Annotated in this window: 15 protein-coding genes; 8 read left to right on the top strand and 7 right to left on the bottom strand. The window is 59.5% G+C overall.

The features are described from left to right. Window positions 1–3: 3 nt before the first annotated feature. Both B0E33_RS16780 and B0E33_RS16775 read left to right on the top strand, forming a co-directional pair. The gene (locus B0E33_RS16780) at window positions 4–2,190 is read left to right on the top strand and encodes a peptidase domain-containing ABC transporter (protein ID WP_077291810.1); all 2,187 of its coding nucleotides are present in this window, start codon (window positions 4–6) and stop codon (window positions 2,188–2,190) included. A gap of 51 nt (window positions 2,191–2,241) precedes the next feature. Further along, window positions 2,242–3,582, top strand: a complete 1,341-nt coding sequence (locus B0E33_RS16775) for an HlyD family type I secretion periplasmic adaptor subunit (RefSeq protein WP_023003359.1) — start codon at window positions 2,242–2,244, stop codon at window positions 3,580–3,582. 163 nt (window positions 3,583–3,745) lie between these two features. On the opposite strand, the gene B0E33_RS16770 is transcribed toward B0E33_RS16775, so the two are convergent. From B0E33_RS16770 to B0E33_RS16750, 4 genes are all read right to left on the bottom strand, one after another. Further along, a complete protein-coding gene (locus B0E33_RS16770) occupies window positions 3,746–4,777 on the bottom strand; it encodes a quaternary amine ABC transporter ATP-binding protein (RefSeq protein WP_077291809.1) in 1,032 nt (343 codons plus the stop codon). Then, window positions 4,770–5,654 (bottom strand): ABC transporter permease, encoded by an 885-nt coding sequence (locus B0E33_RS16765; RefSeq protein WP_077291808.1) that lies wholly within the window; start codon window positions 5,652–5,654, stop codon window positions 4,770–4,772. The genes B0E33_RS16770 and B0E33_RS16765 overlap by 8 nt, the downstream gene beginning before the upstream one ends. An 83-nt stretch (window positions 5,655–5,737) precedes the next feature. Next, window positions 5,738–6,730: an ABC transporter substrate-binding protein gene (locus tag B0E33_RS16760; RefSeq protein WP_023003362.1), complete on the bottom strand. Its 993-nt coding sequence runs from the start codon at window positions 6,728–6,730 to the stop codon at window positions 5,738–5,740. A gap of 478 nt (window positions 6,731–7,208) precedes the next feature. Then, window positions 7,209–8,081: a LysR family transcriptional regulator gene (locus B0E33_RS16750; RefSeq protein ID WP_077291806.1), complete on the bottom strand. Its 873-nt coding sequence runs from the start codon at window positions 8,079–8,081 to the stop codon at window positions 7,209–7,211. A 90-nt stretch (window positions 8,082–8,171) separates the two neighbouring features. Here B0E33_RS16750 and B0E33_RS16745 point away from each other — a divergent pair, with 90 nt between their 5' ends. From B0E33_RS16745 to B0E33_RS16735, 3 genes are all read left to right on the top strand, one after another. After that, on the top strand, window positions 8,172–8,585 hold the full coding sequence (locus B0E33_RS16745) for a VOC family protein (protein WP_023003365.1): 414 nt from the start codon (window positions 8,172–8,174) through the stop codon (window positions 8,583–8,585). Then, window positions 8,582–9,529, top strand: a complete 948-nt coding sequence (locus B0E33_RS16740; RefSeq protein WP_077291805.1) for a 2-hydroxyacid dehydrogenase — start codon at window positions 8,582–8,584, stop codon at window positions 9,527–9,529. The genes B0E33_RS16745 and B0E33_RS16740 overlap by 4 nt, the downstream gene beginning before the upstream one ends. Window positions 9,530–9,614: 85 nt before the next feature. Next, entirely contained in the window at window positions 9,615–10,433 is an 819-nt protein-coding gene (locus B0E33_RS16735) for a sugar phosphate isomerase/epimerase family protein (RefSeq protein ID WP_077291804.1), read from the top strand. 126 nt (window positions 10,434–10,559) lie between these two features. Here B0E33_RS16735 and gnd read toward each other — a convergent pair whose 3' ends face one another. Both gnd and B0E33_RS16725 read right to left on the bottom strand, forming a co-directional pair. Continuing rightward, on the bottom strand, window positions 10,560–11,984 hold the full coding sequence (gene gnd / locus B0E33_RS16730) for an NADP-dependent phosphogluconate dehydrogenase (RefSeq protein WP_208997645.1): 1,425 nt from the start codon (window positions 11,982–11,984) through the stop codon (window positions 10,560–10,562). 102 nt (window positions 11,985–12,086) lie between these two features. Beyond that, on the bottom strand, window positions 12,087–12,926 hold the full coding sequence (locus B0E33_RS16725; RefSeq protein WP_077291802.1) for a LysR family transcriptional regulator: 840 nt from the start codon (window positions 12,924–12,926) through the stop codon (window positions 12,087–12,089). A gap of 103 nt (window positions 12,927–13,029) precedes the next feature. On the opposite strand from B0E33_RS16725, the gene B0E33_RS16720 reads away from it, so the two are divergent. The 3 genes from B0E33_RS16720 to B0E33_RS16710 all read left to right on the top strand — a co-directional run bounded on the left by B0E33_RS16720 (window position 13,030) and on the right by B0E33_RS16710 (window position 17,073). Continuing rightward, complete coding sequence (locus B0E33_RS16720) at window positions 13,030–13,950, top strand: MBL fold metallo-hydrolase (protein WP_077291801.1); 921 nt, start codon at window positions 13,030–13,032, stop codon at window positions 13,948–13,950. Between the two features lie 189 nt (window positions 13,951–14,139). After that, complete coding sequence (locus B0E33_RS16715) at window positions 14,140–15,120, top strand: ABC transporter substrate-binding protein (RefSeq protein ID WP_077291800.1); 981 nt, start codon at window positions 14,140–14,142, stop codon at window positions 15,118–15,120. Between the two features lie 252 nt (window positions 15,121–15,372). After that, window positions 15,373–17,073 (top strand): ABC transporter permease, encoded by a 1,701-nt coding sequence (locus B0E33_RS16710; protein WP_077293395.1) that lies wholly within the window; start codon window positions 15,373–15,375, stop codon window positions 17,071–17,073. Between the two features lie 71 nt (window positions 17,074–17,144). Here the strand turns inward: B0E33_RS16710 and B0E33_RS16705 are convergent, their stop codons facing one another. Next, complete coding sequence (locus B0E33_RS16705) at window positions 17,145–18,191, bottom strand: ABC transporter ATP-binding protein (protein ID WP_077291799.1); 1,047 nt, start codon at window positions 18,189–18,191, stop codon at window positions 17,145–17,147. Window positions 18,192–18,202: the final 11 nt, after the last annotated feature.

Raw genomic sequence — 18,202 nt, 5'->3', positions numbered from 1 at the left:
AACATGTCCCTGGCGGCTTTTGAAAACGCGGATTCGATCTTTCAGAACCTGAACCCGGCAGAGAGCCGGATGAACCTGGAAACCCGTGTCCAGCAGCATTCAGGCAGTACGATCGACCGCGCGTCTCCGGCAGAGGCCTGTTTGCTGCCCCTTCTGGAAGCCCTCGGCTGGGATGGCATGGAACGCCATCTCTTCGAAGCCCTGCCTCACCTTGAAGGCATAAAGGGCATCTTCGACCTTCGCGCCGTGCTGACCCGGCTGAACTTTCGGGTCACTCCGACCGGACGGTCCGCAAAGCAGCTGACCGCGGAACAGTTTCCCTGCCTGGTGAAACACGGAGACAATCTACTGGTCGGCCTGGGGCGCTCGAGCGACGGCCGGTTCCAGGCCTACAGCGGCGAGGCTCATCGCACGGTCGCCATTGCCTTCAGCGAACTCAAGGATGCCGAGATCTTCGTGATCGAGCCGGATGACAGCACCGAAAGCGCCGGTTTTCAGCACTGGTCCTCCCGCCTGTTCCATCAGTTCAGGGGCACGGTGCTGTCGATCATGACCGTCGGCCTGCTGTCGAACATCCTGGCGCTCGGTCTGCCGCTCTTTGTCATGAGCGTTTACGACAAGGCTATCGGCGCCAAATCCGTTTCCGTGCTGGTCACGCTGCTGATCGGCATTGCACTTGTGCTGATCATGGACTGGATGGTCAGAGGCACCAAATCGCATCTCCAGGCTTACCTGGGCGCCAGGCTCGACGCGGTGGTCGCCAACACCACCTTCCGCCATTTCCTGCATCTGCCGCTCCCCCTGATTTCGTCCGCCCCCATCGGAGCGCAAATCACCCGTCTGAAGCAGTTCGACGGCGTGCGGGACGTCTTTCACGGCAATCTCGCCAATGCGTTGATCGACCTTCCCTTCTCGGTGATTTTCGTCATGGTTCTCGGCTTCATTGGCGGGCCGCTTGCACTGCTGCCGGCTGGGCTGCTGGTGCTCTATGTCCTGTCGGCCATGCTCATCGTTCCGCGCATGAAACAGGCAATCAATCAGGCCGGCGATGCAAAATCGCGCATGCAGAACATCACCGTGGAGATCCTGTCGAAGCGAAAGGCCATCCGGGAACTGTCCGCCGACGACATCTGGGTCGAGAAATACCGGGCAATTTCCGCGGACTTTGCGCTGAAGAACCTGAAGACGAGGCAACTGTCGCAGGTCATGCAAGTGGTCTCGCAGATGTTCATGACCCTGTGCGGCATCGGGGTCCTCGGTTTCGGAGCCGTTCTGGTCATGAACCAGGACCTGTCTCAAGGCGCGCTCATTGCCGTCATGGCCCTTTCCTGGCGTGCGCTCAGCCCGATGCATCAGGCCTTCCTCAGCGTATCGCAACTGGGCCAGGCCCAGCAGACGATCGAACGGATCAACAGCCTTCTGAAAATCGAAATGGAACGCCAGCCCGGCAGGCTGCCGAGCCTGCACCGCCAGTTCCAGGGCACGATCCGCTTTTCCAACGTCGTGCTGCGCTACCCTTCCCGCCAGGAACCGGCCTTGCGCAATTTTTCGCTTCAGATGGAGCAGGGATCCGTCACCGCGATCACAGGCCCGAGCGGCTGCGGCAAGACCTCGCTGGTGCGGGCCGTGCTCGGGCTTTATCGACCCCATATGGGCGCTGTCCTTGTCGACGATCTCGACATCCGCCAGCTCGACCCGGGCGAATGGCGCAACTCCATCGGCTATGCACCGGAACACCACGATTTCTTCTACGGTACGATTGCGCAGAACTTCCGCATGGCCAATCCGCAGGCGGACAACGATCAGGTTCGCAAGGCCTTCGAGGAATTCGGCCTCAACGCCTATGGCGAAATTCTGCCCCAGGGTGTGGAGACCCGGTTGACCGGCCAGCTGATCGAAGTGCTGCCGGACAACGTCAAACAGCGCCTGCTGCTGGCCAGGGCCTTCATGCGCCCTGCCCCGATCTATCTGCTAGACAACCCTGCCGGAAATCTGGATTTCGAAGGCGACAAGTTCCTGATGAAGAAGATCGACCAGGTTCGCGGAAAGTCGACCGTCATCATCACGACCTACCGCCCCAGCCACATGCGCATGGCAGACAACATTGTCTACATGCAGAACGGCATGGTGGCGATGGCCGGAGCCCCGAAGGACATCCTTGAGGACGTGCTCAAGCAACAATCGAAATAACGTAAGGGGCCGTCGCCGGCCCGCTGCAAGACAACCGCCGAGGACTTTCCAATGGCAGCAAAAGACGATCCCGACACTCTCCGCAAGGCGGTCTACGGCCGCGTCGGCCTTCCGCTGGAATTGGAAGACGGCGTGCCCCCAGCCTTTTATTCACGCCTCCTCATGGGACTGACCATCGCGACCGGCTTCCTGTTGCTGTGGGCTGCCGTCGGCCAGATCCGGGAAGTGGCCAACACGATCGGGGAGATAGCGCCTGCCGGCCAGATTTTGAAAGTGGAGCACCTGGAAGGCGGCATCGTCTCGGAGATCCTTGTTGAGGAAGGCCAGCTGGTACAGGCGGGAGACCCACTCGCCCACCTGGAAAAACAGGATACGACCACGGAACTCGCCCGCATTCAAAGCCGTCTCAGCTATCTGGAACTTGAGGAACGCCGTCTGCTTGCACAGGAATACAGCGATGCCAACACCGTTGGCCTGCGCCTGGACCCGTCGGTGGATGGCCTGAGCACCCAGCAACGGGCAGCCTTGACCGCCAACCGCAAGGCGGTTGCCGACGAACAGGAAGCCTACACCGCGCGTGTCGCCCAGAGGCGTGCCGAAGTGGTCAGCCTGGAAGCACAGGTCGAACTTCAAAAATCACAGGTCGAACTGGAAAAGGAAAAATTCCAGATCCAGGAAGGTTTGCTGAAAGACGGCTACACGTCGCGTCGCCGCTTCCTGGAGGCCAAGGGGGATTTTCAGCGGTCGCAGGTCACACTGGAACAGCTGTTCGGCAATCTCGCACAGGCCCGTGAAATGCTGACCGAAGCCCAGGCCAGCCTCAGTCAGGCCGGCGCCGAAGTGAACCGGGATGTCGCCGACGAGCGCGCCAGGATTGCCCAGGAGCGCGACGAACTGAAACAGGAAATCGCCAAACTGAAAGACCGGCAGGACCGCCTGTTCGTTAAGGCGCCGGTGGCAGGTTACGTCAAGAGCCTTGGCCCGACCGGTCGTGGTGCAGTCGTCAATCCCGGCGATCTGATTGCCGAGATCGTCCCCCTGTCCGAAAACCTCGTTGCCGAGGTGAAGGTCAATCCGAAGGACGTCGGCCATATCAACATCGGCGACAGGGCCGACATCACGATCACCAGCTACGACCCGAACATCTATGGCACCGTGGCCGCGGAAGTGGAGACCATTTCCGCCTCGAGTTTCCAGGACGAATTCGGCGAATACTACTTCAAGGCAACCCTCGCCTTTCCCGGCCAGGTCATCGGCGCCGGTTCACACGAACGGCCGATCCGCCCTGGCATGCAGGTCAACGCCCAAGTGGTCACCGGATCGAAATCGATCCTCCTTTACCTGCTGCACCCTGTAACACGTGCGGCACGAACGATCTTCACAGAGCGCTGAAGTCGAGTTTTCCGGAAATCCTGAAGCCCCGGAAACACTCCGGGGCTTTTTCTTCTTGCAGGTACACCGAGGCTTCTTCCGAGAAAGAGTGGAGGTTGCCGCCCAGGATACAAAAAACCCCGGAGCGAACTCCGGGGTTTTGATGTTTTCACACTTCATTGGCTCAGTGGGTTGCCGGCGTCACCATCGCATAGATCGTGTCATGCACGTTGAGCACGCCGATCGGACGGCCATCGCTGTTGACGATGTTTGCCTCGCCCTCGCCCGTGTCGGCAAAGGTCCGGGCCGCTTCTTCCAGCAGGATGCCGCTGGAAATCGTCGGTCCGTTTTCCAGCGTCCGGGACGTATCCATGACCGTGTCGACCAGGATCACCCGGCCACGGTTCACTTCCTTGACGAAGTCGGCAATGTAGGCGTCCGCAGGCTTCAGAACGATTTCCTGCCCGGTCCCCTGCTGCACAACTGCCCCGTCGCGCAGGATCGCGATCCTGTCGCCAAGGCGCAGCGCCTCGTCCAGATCGTGGGTGATGAAGACGATGGTCTTGTGCAGCTCTTCCTGAAGGTCGAGAAGCACGGTCTGCATGTCCATGCGGATTAGCGGGTCGAGCGCCGAGAACGCCTCGTCCATCAGCAGAATGTCAGCATCGTTGGTGAGTGCGCGCGCAAGCCCCACACGCTGCTGCATGCCGCCGGACAGCTGGTTGGGATAGTGGTTCTCGAACCCTTCCAGCCCGACGCGGGCAATCCAGCGGGCCGCACGCTCTTCAGCTTCCTTGACCGGCACACCCTGGATTTCCAGGCCGTAGATGGCGTTCTTCATCACCGTGCGGTGTGGCAGCAGCGCGAACTTCTGGAACACCATCGCCGTCTTGTGGCGGCGGAATTCCCGAAGTTCTGCCTGAGACATCTTGCAGACATCGTCGTTGCCATAAAGCACTTCGCCATCGGTCGGGTCGATCAACCGGTTGATATGGCGGATCAAGGTGGATTTGCCCGAGCCGGAAAGGCCCATCACCACCTGGATCTTGCCACCTGGCATGGAGATGTTGATGTCGTTGAGGCCAAGCACATGGTTGAATTTCTCGTTCAACTCGGACTTGGACATGCCGTCCTTGACCTTCTTGACCATCTCCTTGCCGTTCGATCCGAAGATCTTGTAGAGATTCTTGATCTCGATACCCGTTGCCTCAGCCATGAACCACCTCCGAGTGTTTCTGAAGGCGCTTGCCGAAAGCCTGGGTTGCGCGGTCGAAGATGATCGCGATCGCGACGATGGACAGGCCGCTGAGCATACCTGCTGTCAGGTACTGGTTGTTAATGGCAACAAGCACTTCCTGCCCAAGTCCACGTACGCCGATCATGGAAGCAACAACAACCATGGAAAGCGACATCATGATGCACTGGTTGATCCCGGCCATGATGGTCGGCAAAGCCAACGGAAGCTGAACGTTCATCAGCTTCTGACGGGCGCTGGATCCAAAGGCATCAGCAGCTTCAAGCACATCCGTATCGACAAGCCGGATACCCAGATTTGTCAGGCGGATCATCGGCGGAATGGCGTAAATCACGACGGCTATCAGACCCGGGACCTTGCCGATACCGAAAATCATCACAACGGGAATGAGGTAGACGAAGCTCGGCATCGTCTGCATCAGGTCCAGGATCGGATTGACGAAACCCTGAACACGATCGGACCGCGCCATCACGATGCCGATCGGAATTCCCAGAACAATTGCCAGCAAGGTGCATACGGTAACCATGGCGACGGTGCGCATGGTGTCTTCCCAGAGCCCGAACACCCCGATGAACACCAGGGCCAGAACCGTTCCGACCGTAACACTGATCTTGCGGCTCAATAAGTAAACCGCCAGCGCGAAAACCGCGAGAATGATCGGCCAGGGCGAGTTGATCAGAAGGTTTTCGAGGAAGACCAGGAAATCTTGCAAGGGGTTGAAAAAGTTGTCGATATAGTCGCCGTAGGTTCTGGTGAAGCCTCTGAACGAACCGTCGATTGTCTTCTTGATCGCCAGCAGGTCTGTTCGACCCAGCGATGGAAATTCTATCCAATCCATCTTTGTTGTCCCGATGGTTTAGTTTTTGCCCCAAATGGTTGGGGCCGCACCATTGGAGCGGCCCCTGTTGTTTCTTTTGCCTGTCAGAGCGCGGCTTTCACTTTTTCAGCGACTTCCGGGCTGACCCACTGGGTCCAGACATCTTCGAAGTTTTCGAGGAAATAGTATGCGCCATCTTCGTTGGCAGCCTGGTTGTCGGTCATCCAGGCAAGAACCTTGCCGGCCGTCCGGTTATCCCAGGTGCGGCCCTTGATGTACTCCATGGCCGGGCCTGCCTTGTTGGCGAAGTCGTCGGTGACGACGGTAAAGACTTCAGACTTCACCCAGGAGTTCGGCTTCGGCTCCGGGCAGTCCTCGATCACGGTGCAGGTGTCCCACTCTTCCTTGTCATGCGGGACTTCGAAGTCGAGCAGGGTCATGTCGTACTTGCCGAGGATCGCGGTCGGTGCCCAATAGTAACCGAGCCAGCCTTCCTTGCGCTCGTTGGCTTTTGCCAACGCACCGTCAAGGCCCGCAGCGGAACCCGGATCGACCAGTTCGAAGCCGCCCTTGTCGAAGCCGAAGGCGCGGAACAGGTTGCCGGTGGTGATGCGGCAGTTCCAGCCTGCAGGGCAGGTGAAGAAGGCACCCTTGCTTTCGTCTTCCGCGCCGGGGAACAGTTCCGGATGTGCCAAGGCATCCTTGACGGTGTAGATGTCATGCTCTTCGGCGATATAGGTCGGGACCCAGAAGCCTTCGACGCCGCCTTCGTTCAGGATTTCACCGCCGATGATCAGGGAACCTTCGGCAACTGCCTTGTCGAGAGGCTCGCGCACGGCGTTGATCCAGAGTTCCGGAGCCATGTCCGGTTCGCCTTTTTCATTCATGGAGGTGAATGTCGGCATGGTATCGCCACTCACCAGTTCAACGGTACAGCCGTAGCCGTTTTCCAGAATGATCTTGTCGATCTGCGAAATAGCGCCTGCCGACGCCCAGTTCATTTCCGCAACGGTGACCGTGCCGCACTCTTCTGCCATGGCGGACGAGGCCATGCCGATAAGAGCGGTCGCGGCGACCGAGACAAACAACTTCTTCATGAGGATGCTCCTGTGCAGTCTGTTTGCTTGAGATTGAATTGGGCGCGGCGCGCGAAAGCTTCCGTGAAAGCAATCACCTCCCTGCGCGTCCAATGGAAAAGAATAACGAGTTGAGAACAGAATTGAGCCCTGAAGGCCTCTAGATTAAATCTTATTAATTCAGCCTTCATTTGACGCATATACGTTGTTCTTGCTCGAAATAAGCCTGACCGCCGTCTCTACTTGAGAAGAAGGTCATACTCGGTATTTGTACCGAGCTCAGGCCCAACGACCAATACAATTGCATTAAGAGGCTCCTAGCACAACAGTATAGTCGCAATTCTCATACCATTCATACGTCAAATTTCGTGAACATGCCTGCAAACGACATTTTAATGCCGGTATTCGTCATGACACATAATTTTCTTACTATGACAGTGATTCTTTTCACCCTTAAAAGGTGTTTAAACTCAATAAGATCAACCAGTAAGTGCCGAATTTAACCATGTGTACTGATGACCTGATCGCGCAACACCTTGTGCACGAGGTCGGCAAGTACCGGTGCGGCACAAGTGTGCTTTCGCAAGAAAACCATTTCGCGTCCGGCCCCGCCCTGAAGATCTTTGAAGGTCATCTCCGGACCATGCATCCGCAACCCTCGCCAGACGGGCAAAATCGCCTGTCCAGCTCCCTGAGACACCATCTGTGCGATCGTTTCCGGAGCATCGAGTTCACACAGGATGTGTTCTTCGCCAACCAACGCGCCAAAATCCGCCCAGAGTTTGCGGCCGCCCCACGATTGCCTGTCATAGACAATCCAGGGCAGTTTTCCTGCCTCGGATTTGGATAGATCGCGTTCGGGCGGCAAGGCATGAACGATAGCCTGCGCCTCCAGTGTTCTGCAGATGATGTCCTTGGGCAATTCAAATGGGGCGGCAACCGTAATGGCCGCGTCCAACGCCCCGCTGCGCAATCCTTCGTAAAGATCGGCCGACGTGCCGGGCCGAACGGTCAGCACCGCCTGAGGCGCCTTTTGCCGGAACTGCTGGATGACCGCGGGCACGTTGTCCGAAAGGGCCGTCGATACCGCCCCAAGCCGAAATGGACCGCTTAATCCATCAGCATCTATGCGGTTTGTCAGCTGCTCCGCGTCCCGCACAAGGCGACGTGCTGCGGGCAACAGCCGGAAACAGGTTTCGGTCGGCAGGGCTGCGTGTGCCGTTCGGTTGAGAAGCGTTGCCCCCAATTCGGCTTCCAGCACACGAATACGCTGGCTGACGGCAGCGGCCGTGAGCCCCTGCTGCCGCGCAGCCGCAGCAATGGATCCGGTTTCGGCAACGGCCAACAGGCTTTCAAGAAATCGGGTGTCCAAAACATTTTCCTTCGCTCAGAAGCAGAAAAACATCTTAAATGTTTTGAATCGGATCTGCTACTCAACATCCATTTTCAAAGGAGCCGAGCGATGCAACCCTGTTTTCACCTTGCCTATCACGTAACCGATCTGGACGAAGCCCGCGCGTTCTACGGCGGCCTGCTTGGCTGCAAGGAAGGCCGCAGCACGCAGACCTGGGTCGACTTCAACTTCTTCGGCCATCAGGTGTCCCTCCATCTCGGCAAGCCTTTCGAGACGACCAACACCGGCAAGGTCGGTGATCACATGGTGCCGATGCCGCACCTGGGCGTGGTGCTGGACATGGAGACCTGGAAGACGCTTGCGCAAAAACTGACAGACGCTAACCTCGCCTTCGTCATCGCCCCGACCGTCCGGTTCGAGGGCCAACCCGGCGAGCAGAGCACCATGTTTTTCAAGGACCCTTCCGGCAACCCAATCGAAATCAAGGGCTTTGCCGATGAAGCCGGGGTTTTCGCCGCATGAGGCCCGTCGTTCCCTTTGTTTCCTCTGCAAGCCCTGATGAGCGCCAGAGCTGGCGCGAAGCACTGCCGAAAGCTCTCGACGGCATCGCCGAGGTCAAGCTGTTCGAAGACCTGACGGAAGACCAACGATCTGAAGCGCGCGTTGCCATCGTCGCCAATCCCGACCCCGCCAATGTGGCGGCACTTCCCAATCTGGTCTGGGTACAAAGCCTGTGGGCCGGGGTGGAGCGCCTGATGGGTGAGCTTCCCGCAAACGGTCCGAAAATCGTCCGCCTGACGGATCCGCAAATGGCGGAAACCATGTCGGAAGCGGTTCTTGCCTGGACGCTTTACCTGCACAGGGGCATGCCCCGATACATTGCCCAGCAGCGGCAGAAGGTCTGGCAGGACCATGTACTCGAACGTCCACAGGAACGCACGGTTGGTGTTCTGGGTCTTGGCAAGCTCGGCGCAGTGGCCGCCTTGCGGATGAAAGCCAACGGCTTCAACGTACTCGGCTGGAGCCGTAACGAAAAATCAATTGAAGGCATAGCCTGCCGGCATGGTCGCGATGGCCTTCTGGAGGTGCTCGGCCAGTCGGATTTCATCGTCCTGCTGATGCCCCTGACCGATGAAACACGCGGATTGCTCGGCCAGGACGAGCTGAGCGCCTGCAAGAAGGGCGCCTCGATCATCAACTTCGCCCGAGGCCCTATTATCGACACTGCCGCTCTCATCAACAAACTCGACAACGGCCCGCTCGGCCATGCCGTTCTCGACGTCTTCGATGAAGAGCCCCTGCCACCGTCAAGTCCGCTGTGGGATCATGACAAGGTCACGGTGCTGCCGCACATATCCGCCCCGACCATCATCAGCACAGCGTCCAGGATCGTGGCAGACAACATCGGCCGGTATTTTGAAGACGGTACGGTTCCCCCAGCCGTCGACCGGGAACGTGGATACTGAAATTTGATCCGCTCTCCGTCGCAATAGTGTCAAGGATCAGCCTCTAATCAGGCGACAACCGTTTCGTCTCCTTCAAAGGTGTTTCATGACCGATCTCCCAATTCTTGGTGCCGCGCTGACAGTCGACGCGCTGGAAACCCATCGCAATCTGATGCTGGACAAACCGCGGGATCTGGAACTTCAGGACTTCTGGCCGGCAGAAGTGCTGAACGGCGACTGGAAACCGATTGTCGAGAAGGCCCGAAAACTGCTGGACGGCCATCAGGGCCGTGTCGGCATTCACGGCCCCTTCTTCGGCTTCACCGTCGACAGCATGGACGTGGATGTCCGCGAGATCGTACGCAAGCGCCTGTTGCAAGGACTGGAAGTCTGCGAGGCACTGGGCGGCACCCATATGGTCGTGCACAGCCCCTATACGACCTGGGACTACTACAACCTCGACAATTATGAAAATGCCCGGCAGCGCAAGATAGAGCTCTGTCACCTGACCATGAGCGACGCAGTCAAGCGGGCAGAAGATATCGGTTGCGAACTCGTCATCGAGAACATCGAGGACAAGGACCCTTATGCCCGGATAGAGCTTGCCGAGAGCTTCGGTTCACAGGCGGTGAAAGTCTCTATCGATACCGGACACGCTCACTATGCCCATGGCACGACTGGCGCCCCGCCGGTCGATTACTTCGTCAGGGCCGCCGGCAATCGTCTGCGCCATATCCACCTGCAGGACGCGGATGGCTACGCCGACCGCCACTGGACGCTTGGGCAGGGCACCATCAACTGGCACTCGGTGTTCGGCGCACTTTCCAAACTCGAGAGTGATCCCCGTCTGATCATCGAACTGCGCGACCATTCCGGCCTGCCGGCGTCAATTGCCAACATGGCGGCACTTGGACTGGCGCAGTAACCACCAGGACGGCACTGCGAGGCGGCGCAAAACCGTGCGCCGTCATTGCGGACAAGTGCTTCGCAGGGCACACGCCGAGCCGCAATGACGCCCAGGCGAAAGCCTGAGCGTCTGATTTTCTTGGCCTCAGCCCATCGCCCAGGGGCCGTGGTAGCCGCCGCCGTCCTTGTCGGTGCGCTCAAAGCCATGGGCGCCGAAGAAATCGCGCTGGCCCTGAAGCATGTTGGCAGTTGAGCGGCCGGTGCGCATGATGTCGAAATAGGACAGCGCCGCCGAAAGGGCCGGTACCGGCAAACCATGCAGCGCGGACTGGGCAACGACCTGGCGAAGCATCGCTTCGGTTTCCTTCAGCTTTGCCGAGAAGAACGGCGCCAGCATCAGGTTGCGTTCGGCGTCGTCGGACAGTGCGGACGACATGTCGTTCAGCATGGACGAGCGAATGATGCAGCCGTTACGCCAGATCTTGGCGATTTCCGGCAGGGGCATTGCCCAGCCATATTGTTTGGCCGCTTCCAGGATCAGACCGAAGCCTTGCGCATAACAGATGATCTTGCCGGCAACGAGAGCTGCTTCCAGCGCATCGATCGTCACGGCCTCGCGGTCCATGCCGCTCGGAGCTGCGCCAAATTCGGCTTCGCCTTCCTTGCGCTCCTCATACCGCGCGGACATGTTGCGCACGGCAACGGCCGCCTCGATGGCGCTTGCCGGGGTGCCCAGCATCAGCGCCTCGATGGCCGTCCAGCGGCCAGTGCCTTTCTGGCCTGCCTTGTCCAGGATGATGTCGAGCATCGGTTTGCCGGTGTCCGGATCCGCCGTCTTGGCAACCTTGCCGGAAATCTCGATCAGGTAGGACTGCAGGATGCCGCCATTCCACTTCTCGAAGACATCCCCGATCTCTGAAGCCGACATGCCGAAACCGTCGCGCATGACGCCGTAGACTTCGGCAATCATCTGCATATCGGCATATTCGATGCCGTTGTGGACGGTCTTGACCAGATGACCCGCGCCCGCTTCACCCAGAAAGGCCGCGCAGGGCGTTTCTTCGTGTTTTGCGGAAATCGCTTCCAGAATATGGCCGACCTGATCCCAGGCGTCCTTCGCACCACCGCCCATGATGGACGGACCGAAGCGCGCGCCTTCCTCGCCACCGGAAACACCGATCCCCATGAAGCGAGGGCCTTTTTCGGCAGCTTCCGCCGCGCGGCGGTTGGTGTCGTGGTAATTGGCATTGCCCGCATCGATGATGAGATCGCCTGCGTCGAGCAGTGGCCGCAGAGCCTCGATCTGTGCATCGACCGCTTCACCGGCCGGAACCATCAGGATCACCGCGCGCGGGGTCTTGATGGACGCGACGAAGTCTTCCAGCGTCTTGGTCGGAACCAGTTTCGGCGCGAGTTCCCCGGCCTTCGCCATGAATTGGTCAGTCTTCTCCGTGGTCCGGTTGAACACCGCGATCTGAAAGCCATGTTCGGCAATATTGAGCGCAAGGTTGCCACCCATGGTACCGAGACCGATCAGGCCGATTTCCGCGGCCGCGCCGTTTGAGCTCATGAACATGCCTTTCATAAATCGATTAATGTCTGGTGGGGCGGTGATAGCCGACAAGCTGCCCAACGGCAATGTCTGGTTGGGGCAAGACCGTGTAAAATCCGATCAGCCGAAAGCACTTGCCAGATGATCCACCAGCAGGCGAACGCGCTTGGGGATGAACCGTCGTGACGGCAGGACCGCAAAGAGCGGCAGCTCCGGCAGATCGACCGGACACGCAGCCTCGACCAACCGTCCATCCGCCAGGAATTCGGCACACATCGATTTCGGCAAGATACCCGCCACACCGCCATTCAGCACCAGGGCCAGCGCAAGCTGCAGGTTTCGCGTCCTGTAAACAGGGGCGCCTCCTCCTTGCCCTGCCTCCACCAGCACTTCGGCGGGATCGATCACCCGTCCTGACGTCAACAGCTCGCCGAACGACGCCTCTTCCATGAGCTCCGGCCGGGCAACAAGAACAAGGAAACTGGAGGCGATCTTGCGGACGATGACACTTTCCGATGCAACCCGGTTGCCGCGGAGGGCGAAGTCGAACCGCTCGCCGGTCAGATCAACGGGTCGATCGCTGACATGCACTTCGATCCGGACCTCCGGATATAGTAAGTTGAAGCTGGCCATCGCCTCTGCCAGAACATCCAGCGGCAGGTCGACCGGGACGGACACACGCACCATCCCCTGCGGCGCCTGTGCCGATTTCAGCTGTTCTCCGGCCTCCTCCAGATCCCGCAAGGCCGGCTGCACCTTTTCCCGGTAGGCCTCGCCTTCCACCGTCAGGCGCACCTGCCTGGTCGTGCGTTGGAACAGGGCGACGCCAAGCTCTTCCTCCAGCGCCTTGATACGAGCGGTCACTGTCGATCTCGGCAAGTCGAGCTGCCGAGCGGCAGCAGCGAAACTGCCAAGACCGGCCACTTCAACAAAGGTTTCCAGATGTGCCAACGTTGTCATTGCGCGACATTTTCAGCCAGATTGTTCATTTTTATACAGCTACACCGAACAATATCTGCGGTCTACCTACAACGCACCATCAACGGTCCCAAGAGGTATTCCCATGAAACGGCGCAGTTTTCTGAAGTCAGTCGGCACCATGTCGCTGGCTGCTCCGGCAATCTTGACCGGTGTTTCGTCCGCTCCCGCAAGAACCGCAACAGGATCTCCCCGGCTCGACATCACCTGGCTCGGCGGTGCAACCATGCTGATCGAATGCGGGGGCCTCACCCTCCTGACCGACCCGGCTTTCGGTGAAGGTGAGGAAGCATTCCGCATGGGTGATCCCAACGAGATGTTCGATCTCGCCACGGGACCCGACGTGGTGGCACACAAACGGCTGACCCCGTTTCGCGGTGTCGATCTTTCCAGGGTGGATCAAGTCCTGCTGTCCCACCTGCATGAAGATCATTTCGACCAGACGGCGGAAAGCGCAATTGCCCCGGACATGCCATTCCTCGTTCCCTCACATGACCGGGAGCGATTGACCGCAAAGGGGTTCACGCAGGTTCAGGTAGCCGACTGGATGAAACCTCACGTGATCACCAGAGGTGACGTCACGCTCTCGCTGACCGCACTACCTGCCGAACACTCGGAAAACCCGGAGATTGCCTCGCTGCTTGGCCCAGGTAATGGCTACTGGCTGGAGATCCGCCAGGGCGACTGGGCAAAGTCGGTCTATTGGACCGGCGATACCTTCCCGACGCCAAATGTCCTCGACGCGCTCAAGGGTTTCGGATCGCCGGACGTGCTCATTCCACATCTTGGCGGCGTCGGCACTTCAGGACCCCTCGGGCAGATCAGCATGGGCGCAAATCATGCCGCCGATTTCGTGGATAAGCTCCGGCCTGGCAAGGTACTGCCGATCCATCACTCCACTTACGCGCTTTATCTTGAACCCGTCACCAGCCTGCCGACTGCGCTTGCCGGCAAGACGCAGGGACTGGATCTTGTTTCGGAAGGCACCTGCGTAAGTTACGTCTGACCACGAAAACAACGGGGCACCGGCGTCTCCAAAGGAGATGCCGGCTGCCGCAAACGCCTCCAACAAACTAAACTTAGCCGGCAAAATTACCCGTAAAAATACTCGCTGTCTGAATAAAACTGTCATGTAGAGCTGATAGGCGATTTTCATCCGCAACCCTTTTGCTGCTCTGTGCAAAGGATCTGTCACATGAAAAAGCTTCTGATCGCAGCCGGCCTCCTGGCCGCGGCATCCGCCTCCGCTTACGCCGAAGATGTTACCGGCAAGCTCGTGCTCTACACCTCCCAGCCGAACGCCGACGCCCAGGCAACCGTCGATGCCTTCACCGCGGCGCATCCGGGCGTTGAAGTCGAGTGGGTCCGTGACGGCACCACCAAGATCATGGCGAAGCTGCTGGCCGAATTCGAAGCCGGCGCGCCGAAGCCGGACGTACTGCTGATCGCCGACATGGTGACCATGGAGAGCCTGAAGCAGGAAGGTCGTCTGATGGCGCATGAGGCAGCCGACGTTTCCGCCTACGATCCGGCGATCATGGACAAGGACAAGAGCTACTTCTCCACCAAACTGATCACCACCGGCATCATGTACAACACCAACGCGCCGATGAAGCCGACCTCCTATAAGGATCTCCTGAAGCCGGAAGCAAAGGACAAGCTGGCAATGCCGTCGCCGCTGACCTCCGGCGCCGCGACCATCCACATGACTGCGCTGACCTCCAACCCGGAGCTTGGCTGGGCCTATTACGAAGGCCTCGCAGACCAGGGCGCCAACCCGCAGGGCGGCAATGGCGGCGTCTACAAGGCGATTGCCGGTGGCGAGAAACTCTACGGCTTCGTCGTCGACTTCCTGCCGATCCGCGAAAAGGTAAAAGGCGCACCGGTTGAGTTCGTCTTCCCGGAAGAAGGCGTTTCCGCCGTCACCGAGCCGGTTGCGATCCTCTCCACTGCCCAGAATCCGGATGCCGCCAAGGCATTTGTCGACTTCCTGATTTCTGAAGACGGTCAGAAGCTTGCCGCATCCCAGGGCTATTTGCCGGCGCACCCGGGCGTCCCGGCTCCGGAGGGCTTCCCCGCTCGCGACCAGATCAAGCTCATGGATTTCGATCCGGCCAAGGCCCTGGAACAGGACCAGGCCGACAAGATGAAATTCTCCGAGATCTTCGGCGGATAAGGCCAACGCCTCCTTTCGACAACGGGCAGCGTGGCGGAAGCTTCGCTGCTTTTTTCCGTTCCCCCGTCATTCCGGACAAATGCAGCTTTGCTCATGCTGCTCCGGAATCCAGACATCAGCATGAGCAAAGCGAATACTGTTCCATTTGGAATTTGGCCGCGTCTCCGGCGCGAAACATGTCTGGATTCCGGATCATCGCTCGGCTACGCCTCACTTGTCCGGAATGACTGCGAGAAGCAACGGCAAATCCCTGTGCAGCTATCGAAGCTTTCCGAAAAGACCACCCTCCTCGCGCTTGTGCTTGGTGCAACGCTGATCTGCGGCCTGCCGCTGCTGCTTTTGTTCAAGACCGGGCTGACGAGTGATGGCGGTCTCGACCTCGGCCCGTTGATGGAAGCCGTGCAGAGCCGGTCGGTCCGAAGCGCACTTTGGCATTCCGTTGAGAGCAGTTTCTTGTCGGCACTGGCAGCAACCGCGCTCGGCACCCTGCTCGCACTGCTGATTGGCCTCACCGATATTCGCGCCAAGGGCCTGCTGGTCTTCCTGATCCTGCTGCCGATGATGATCCCGCCGCATGTAACGGCAATTGCCTGGATACAGGCGCTCGGCCCGGGCAGTCCGGTGTTGCGCTGGCTTGGGCTGGCTCCGGAACTCGGCTCCACCCACCCTCTCTACTCCCGCGAAGGCCTCGTCCTGCTTCTGACCCTGCAGCACAGCCCGCTGGTGTTCCTGCTTGTCCGTGCCGCGTTGAGGTCGTTTCCGCGCGAACTCTCAGACGCGGCCCGCGTTTCCGGCTCCGGAAGCTTCTTGATGTTGCGCAGGATCACCTTGCCGTTGCTCGCGCCATCCCTGCTGGCCGGTTTTGCGCTCGCCTTCGTTGCCGCACTTGGCAACTTCGGCATCAATGCCCTGATCGGCATACCGGCGCGCTACACCACCTTGCCCGTTCTGGTCTGGCGAAGGCTGGCAAGCTTCGGTCCGGATGTCCTGCCAAACGTGGCGGTCATTTCTGTTATCCTGGCCGTTGTCGCCCTTGCCGCAATCCTGCTGCAAGGTGTGCTGCAGCGGCGCCTGCGCACCAGCCTCATCGGTCTGCCGCAAGACCCTCTGGCGATCGCCCTTGGCCGCAAGCGTCCCTTTGTGGAAGCCACTCTCTGGCTGTTCGTCGCCTTCGTGCTGCTGCTGCCGACAGCCTCGCTGCTGGCGACCTCGCTGGTCCGCACTTACGGCCTGCCGCTGTCTGCGGAAACCCTGACACTCGAAAACTTCACCGAGGTACTCTGGCGCCAGTCCGTCACACTCAGGGCCTTCGCCAACTCAACTTTCATTGCCGGGGTTGCCGCGCTTGTCATTGCTGTCATCAGCCTGTTCTTGGCCTATTTTCTCGCCCATCGGAAACCGGCTCACAGAACCTGGGCGAGCCTTGCGCTCACACAGTCGGAAGTCGCCTTTGCCGTGCCCGGCCTGGTGATGTCGATCGCCTTCATCCTGGCGTTCATCCGCCCCCTGCCGCTTTTCAACATCTCGCTCTACGGCACCCTCTGGATCATCCTGATTGCCTATGTCTCCGTTTTCCTGGCGGTGGGCCTGAAACCGGTTGCCGCCGCCTTCCTGCAAATGGATGGTTCATTGGAAGATGCGGCTCGGGTGGCTGGCGCCGGGTTCTACCGGCGCATGACAAGGATCTTCACCCCGCTCGCAGCTCCCGCGGCTGCCTCCGGTGCAATCCTGGTGTTCCTGACCGCTTACAACGAGGTCACGGTCTCCGCCCTGCTCTGGTCCACCGGCAACGAGACCATCGGCACGACAATCTTCAACTACGAAGACGGCGGCTACACTACGCTTGCCGCCGCCATGTCGGTTGTGGTCGTCGCCGCAACGATTTTGATCATGCTGACAATGAATGCACTGGCCCGCAGGGTTCCGGCCGGGACGATCCCCTGGAAGGATTGAGGGATAGCCGAAACTCTTGTCATCCCGGGTCTGCGCTGCGCTTTGCCCGGGGTGACAACAAGTAACAAAACTCACTCCGGCAACACCCAGCCGCGCAGGATATCGAGCTGCAGGAGCTCGCCAGGTTCCGCCTTTCGGTGAAGCACCATGAGAAGCAATTGCGAAAGGCCTTTCAGACGGACGAAAACTTCCCAATAGCCACCCCGGTAGATCGTCCGTTCGACCGTTGCCTCGAAGCCGGAAGTGCCCGTTGCGAGCACCAGATGTTCCGGCCTGAGCAACAAAGTTGCAGGGCCCGAAATTGTTTGGTCAGGGCAATCGACGACCGCGATAACATTGCCGAAGCGCACTTGCGCCTTGCCGTTTTCAACTCGCAGCACATCCACCGGAACGAGGGTGCTGCGGCCGATGAAACCGGCAACCTTCTTCGAATTCGGACGGCGGTAAAGCGTGTCGGGATCGTCCGCCTGCAGGATGCTGCCATCCCACATCACTGCCACCTTGTCGGCAAGGGCCATTGCCTCGCGCTGATCGTGCGTAATGAAAAGCGTCGTCGCGCCGCTCGCCCTGTGGAATGCCGCCAGCTCTTCTTCCATCGTGCTGCGCAGATGCGGATCGAGATTGGCGAGAGGCTCGTCCATCAGGACGGTGCGCGCGCCCTGCGCCAGGCACCGCGCCAGCGCCACCCGTTGGCGCTGACCGCCAGAAAGTTCGGCCGGCTTGCGCTGCCGGAACGGTGTCAAGGCCACCGTTTCCAGGCACTCCGCCACACGGGCCGTCACCGCGCTCCGCCTTTCTCCCGCCGTCTCCAGCGGAAAGGCGACATTGGCGGCAACATTCATGTGCGGCCACAGCGCATAGGACTGAAACACCACTCCCACCTGACGCTGCTCGGGCGGCAGGTGCAGGCCCTTGCCGGCAACGGCCTGCCCACTGAGTTTGATCTCTCCCGCATCGACCGGCTCCAACCCGGCAATGGCGCGCAGCAAGGTCGACTTGCCGCAACCGGACGGGCCGAGCACCACGAAAAACGTGCCGTCCTCAATCGAAAGGGACACGCTGTTCAGCGCCTTATGGGCATCGAAGGACTTGGAAACGGAAGCAAGCTGGATGGACATGCCTCCCGTTA

The sequence above is a fragment of the Roseibium algicola genome, from assembly GCF_001999245.1.
GTDB lineage: Bacteria > Pseudomonadota > Alphaproteobacteria > Rhizobiales > Stappiaceae > Roseibium > Roseibium algicola.
The sequence above is the reverse complement of the archived record's forward strand: the minus strand, read 5'-3'. Positions and strand labels throughout refer to the sequence as shown.

Coding starts and splice junctions, on each gene's coding strand:
- B0E33_RS16780 (WP_077291810.1), top strand. CDS start 4: ATGTCCCTGGCGGCTTTTGAAAACGCGGATTCGATCTTTCAGAACCTG.
- B0E33_RS16775 (WP_023003359.1), top strand. CDS start 2,242: ATGGCAGCAAAAGACGATCCCGACACTCTCCGCAAGGCGGTCTACGGC.
- B0E33_RS16770 (WP_077291809.1), bottom strand. CDS start 4,777: ATGGCTGAGGCAACGGGTATCGAGATCAAGAATCTCTACAAGATCTTC.
- B0E33_RS16765 (WP_077291808.1), bottom strand. CDS start 5,654: ATGGATTGGATAGAATTTCCATCGCTGGGTCGAACAGACCTGCTGGCG.
- B0E33_RS16760 (WP_023003362.1), bottom strand. CDS start 6,730: ATGAAGAAGTTGTTTGTCTCGGTCGCCGCGACCGCTCTTATCGGCATG.
- B0E33_RS16745 (WP_023003365.1), top strand. CDS start 8,172: ATGCAACCCTGTTTTCACCTTGCCTATCACGTAACCGATCTGGACGAA.
- B0E33_RS16740 (WP_077291805.1), top strand. CDS start 8,582: ATGAGGCCCGTCGTTCCCTTTGTTTCCTCTGCAAGCCCTGATGAGCGC.
- B0E33_RS16735 (WP_077291804.1), top strand. CDS start 9,615: ATGACCGATCTCCCAATTCTTGGTGCCGCGCTGACAGTCGACGCGCTG.
- gnd (WP_208997645.1), bottom strand. CDS start 11,984: ATGAGCTCAAACGGCGCGGCCGCGGAAATCGGCCTGATCGGTCTCGGT.
- B0E33_RS16725 (WP_077291802.1), bottom strand. CDS start 12,926: ATGACAACGTTGGCACATCTGGAAACCTTTGTTGAAGTGGCCGGTCTT.
- B0E33_RS16720 (WP_077291801.1), top strand. CDS start 13,030: ATGAAACGGCGCAGTTTTCTGAAGTCAGTCGGCACCATGTCGCTGGCT.
- B0E33_RS16715 (WP_077291800.1), top strand. CDS start 14,140: ATGAAAAAGCTTCTGATCGCAGCCGGCCTCCTGGCCGCGGCATCCGCC.
- B0E33_RS16705 (WP_077291799.1), bottom strand. CDS start 18,191: ATGTCCATCCAGCTTGCTTCCGTTTCCAAGTCCTTCGATGCCCATAAG.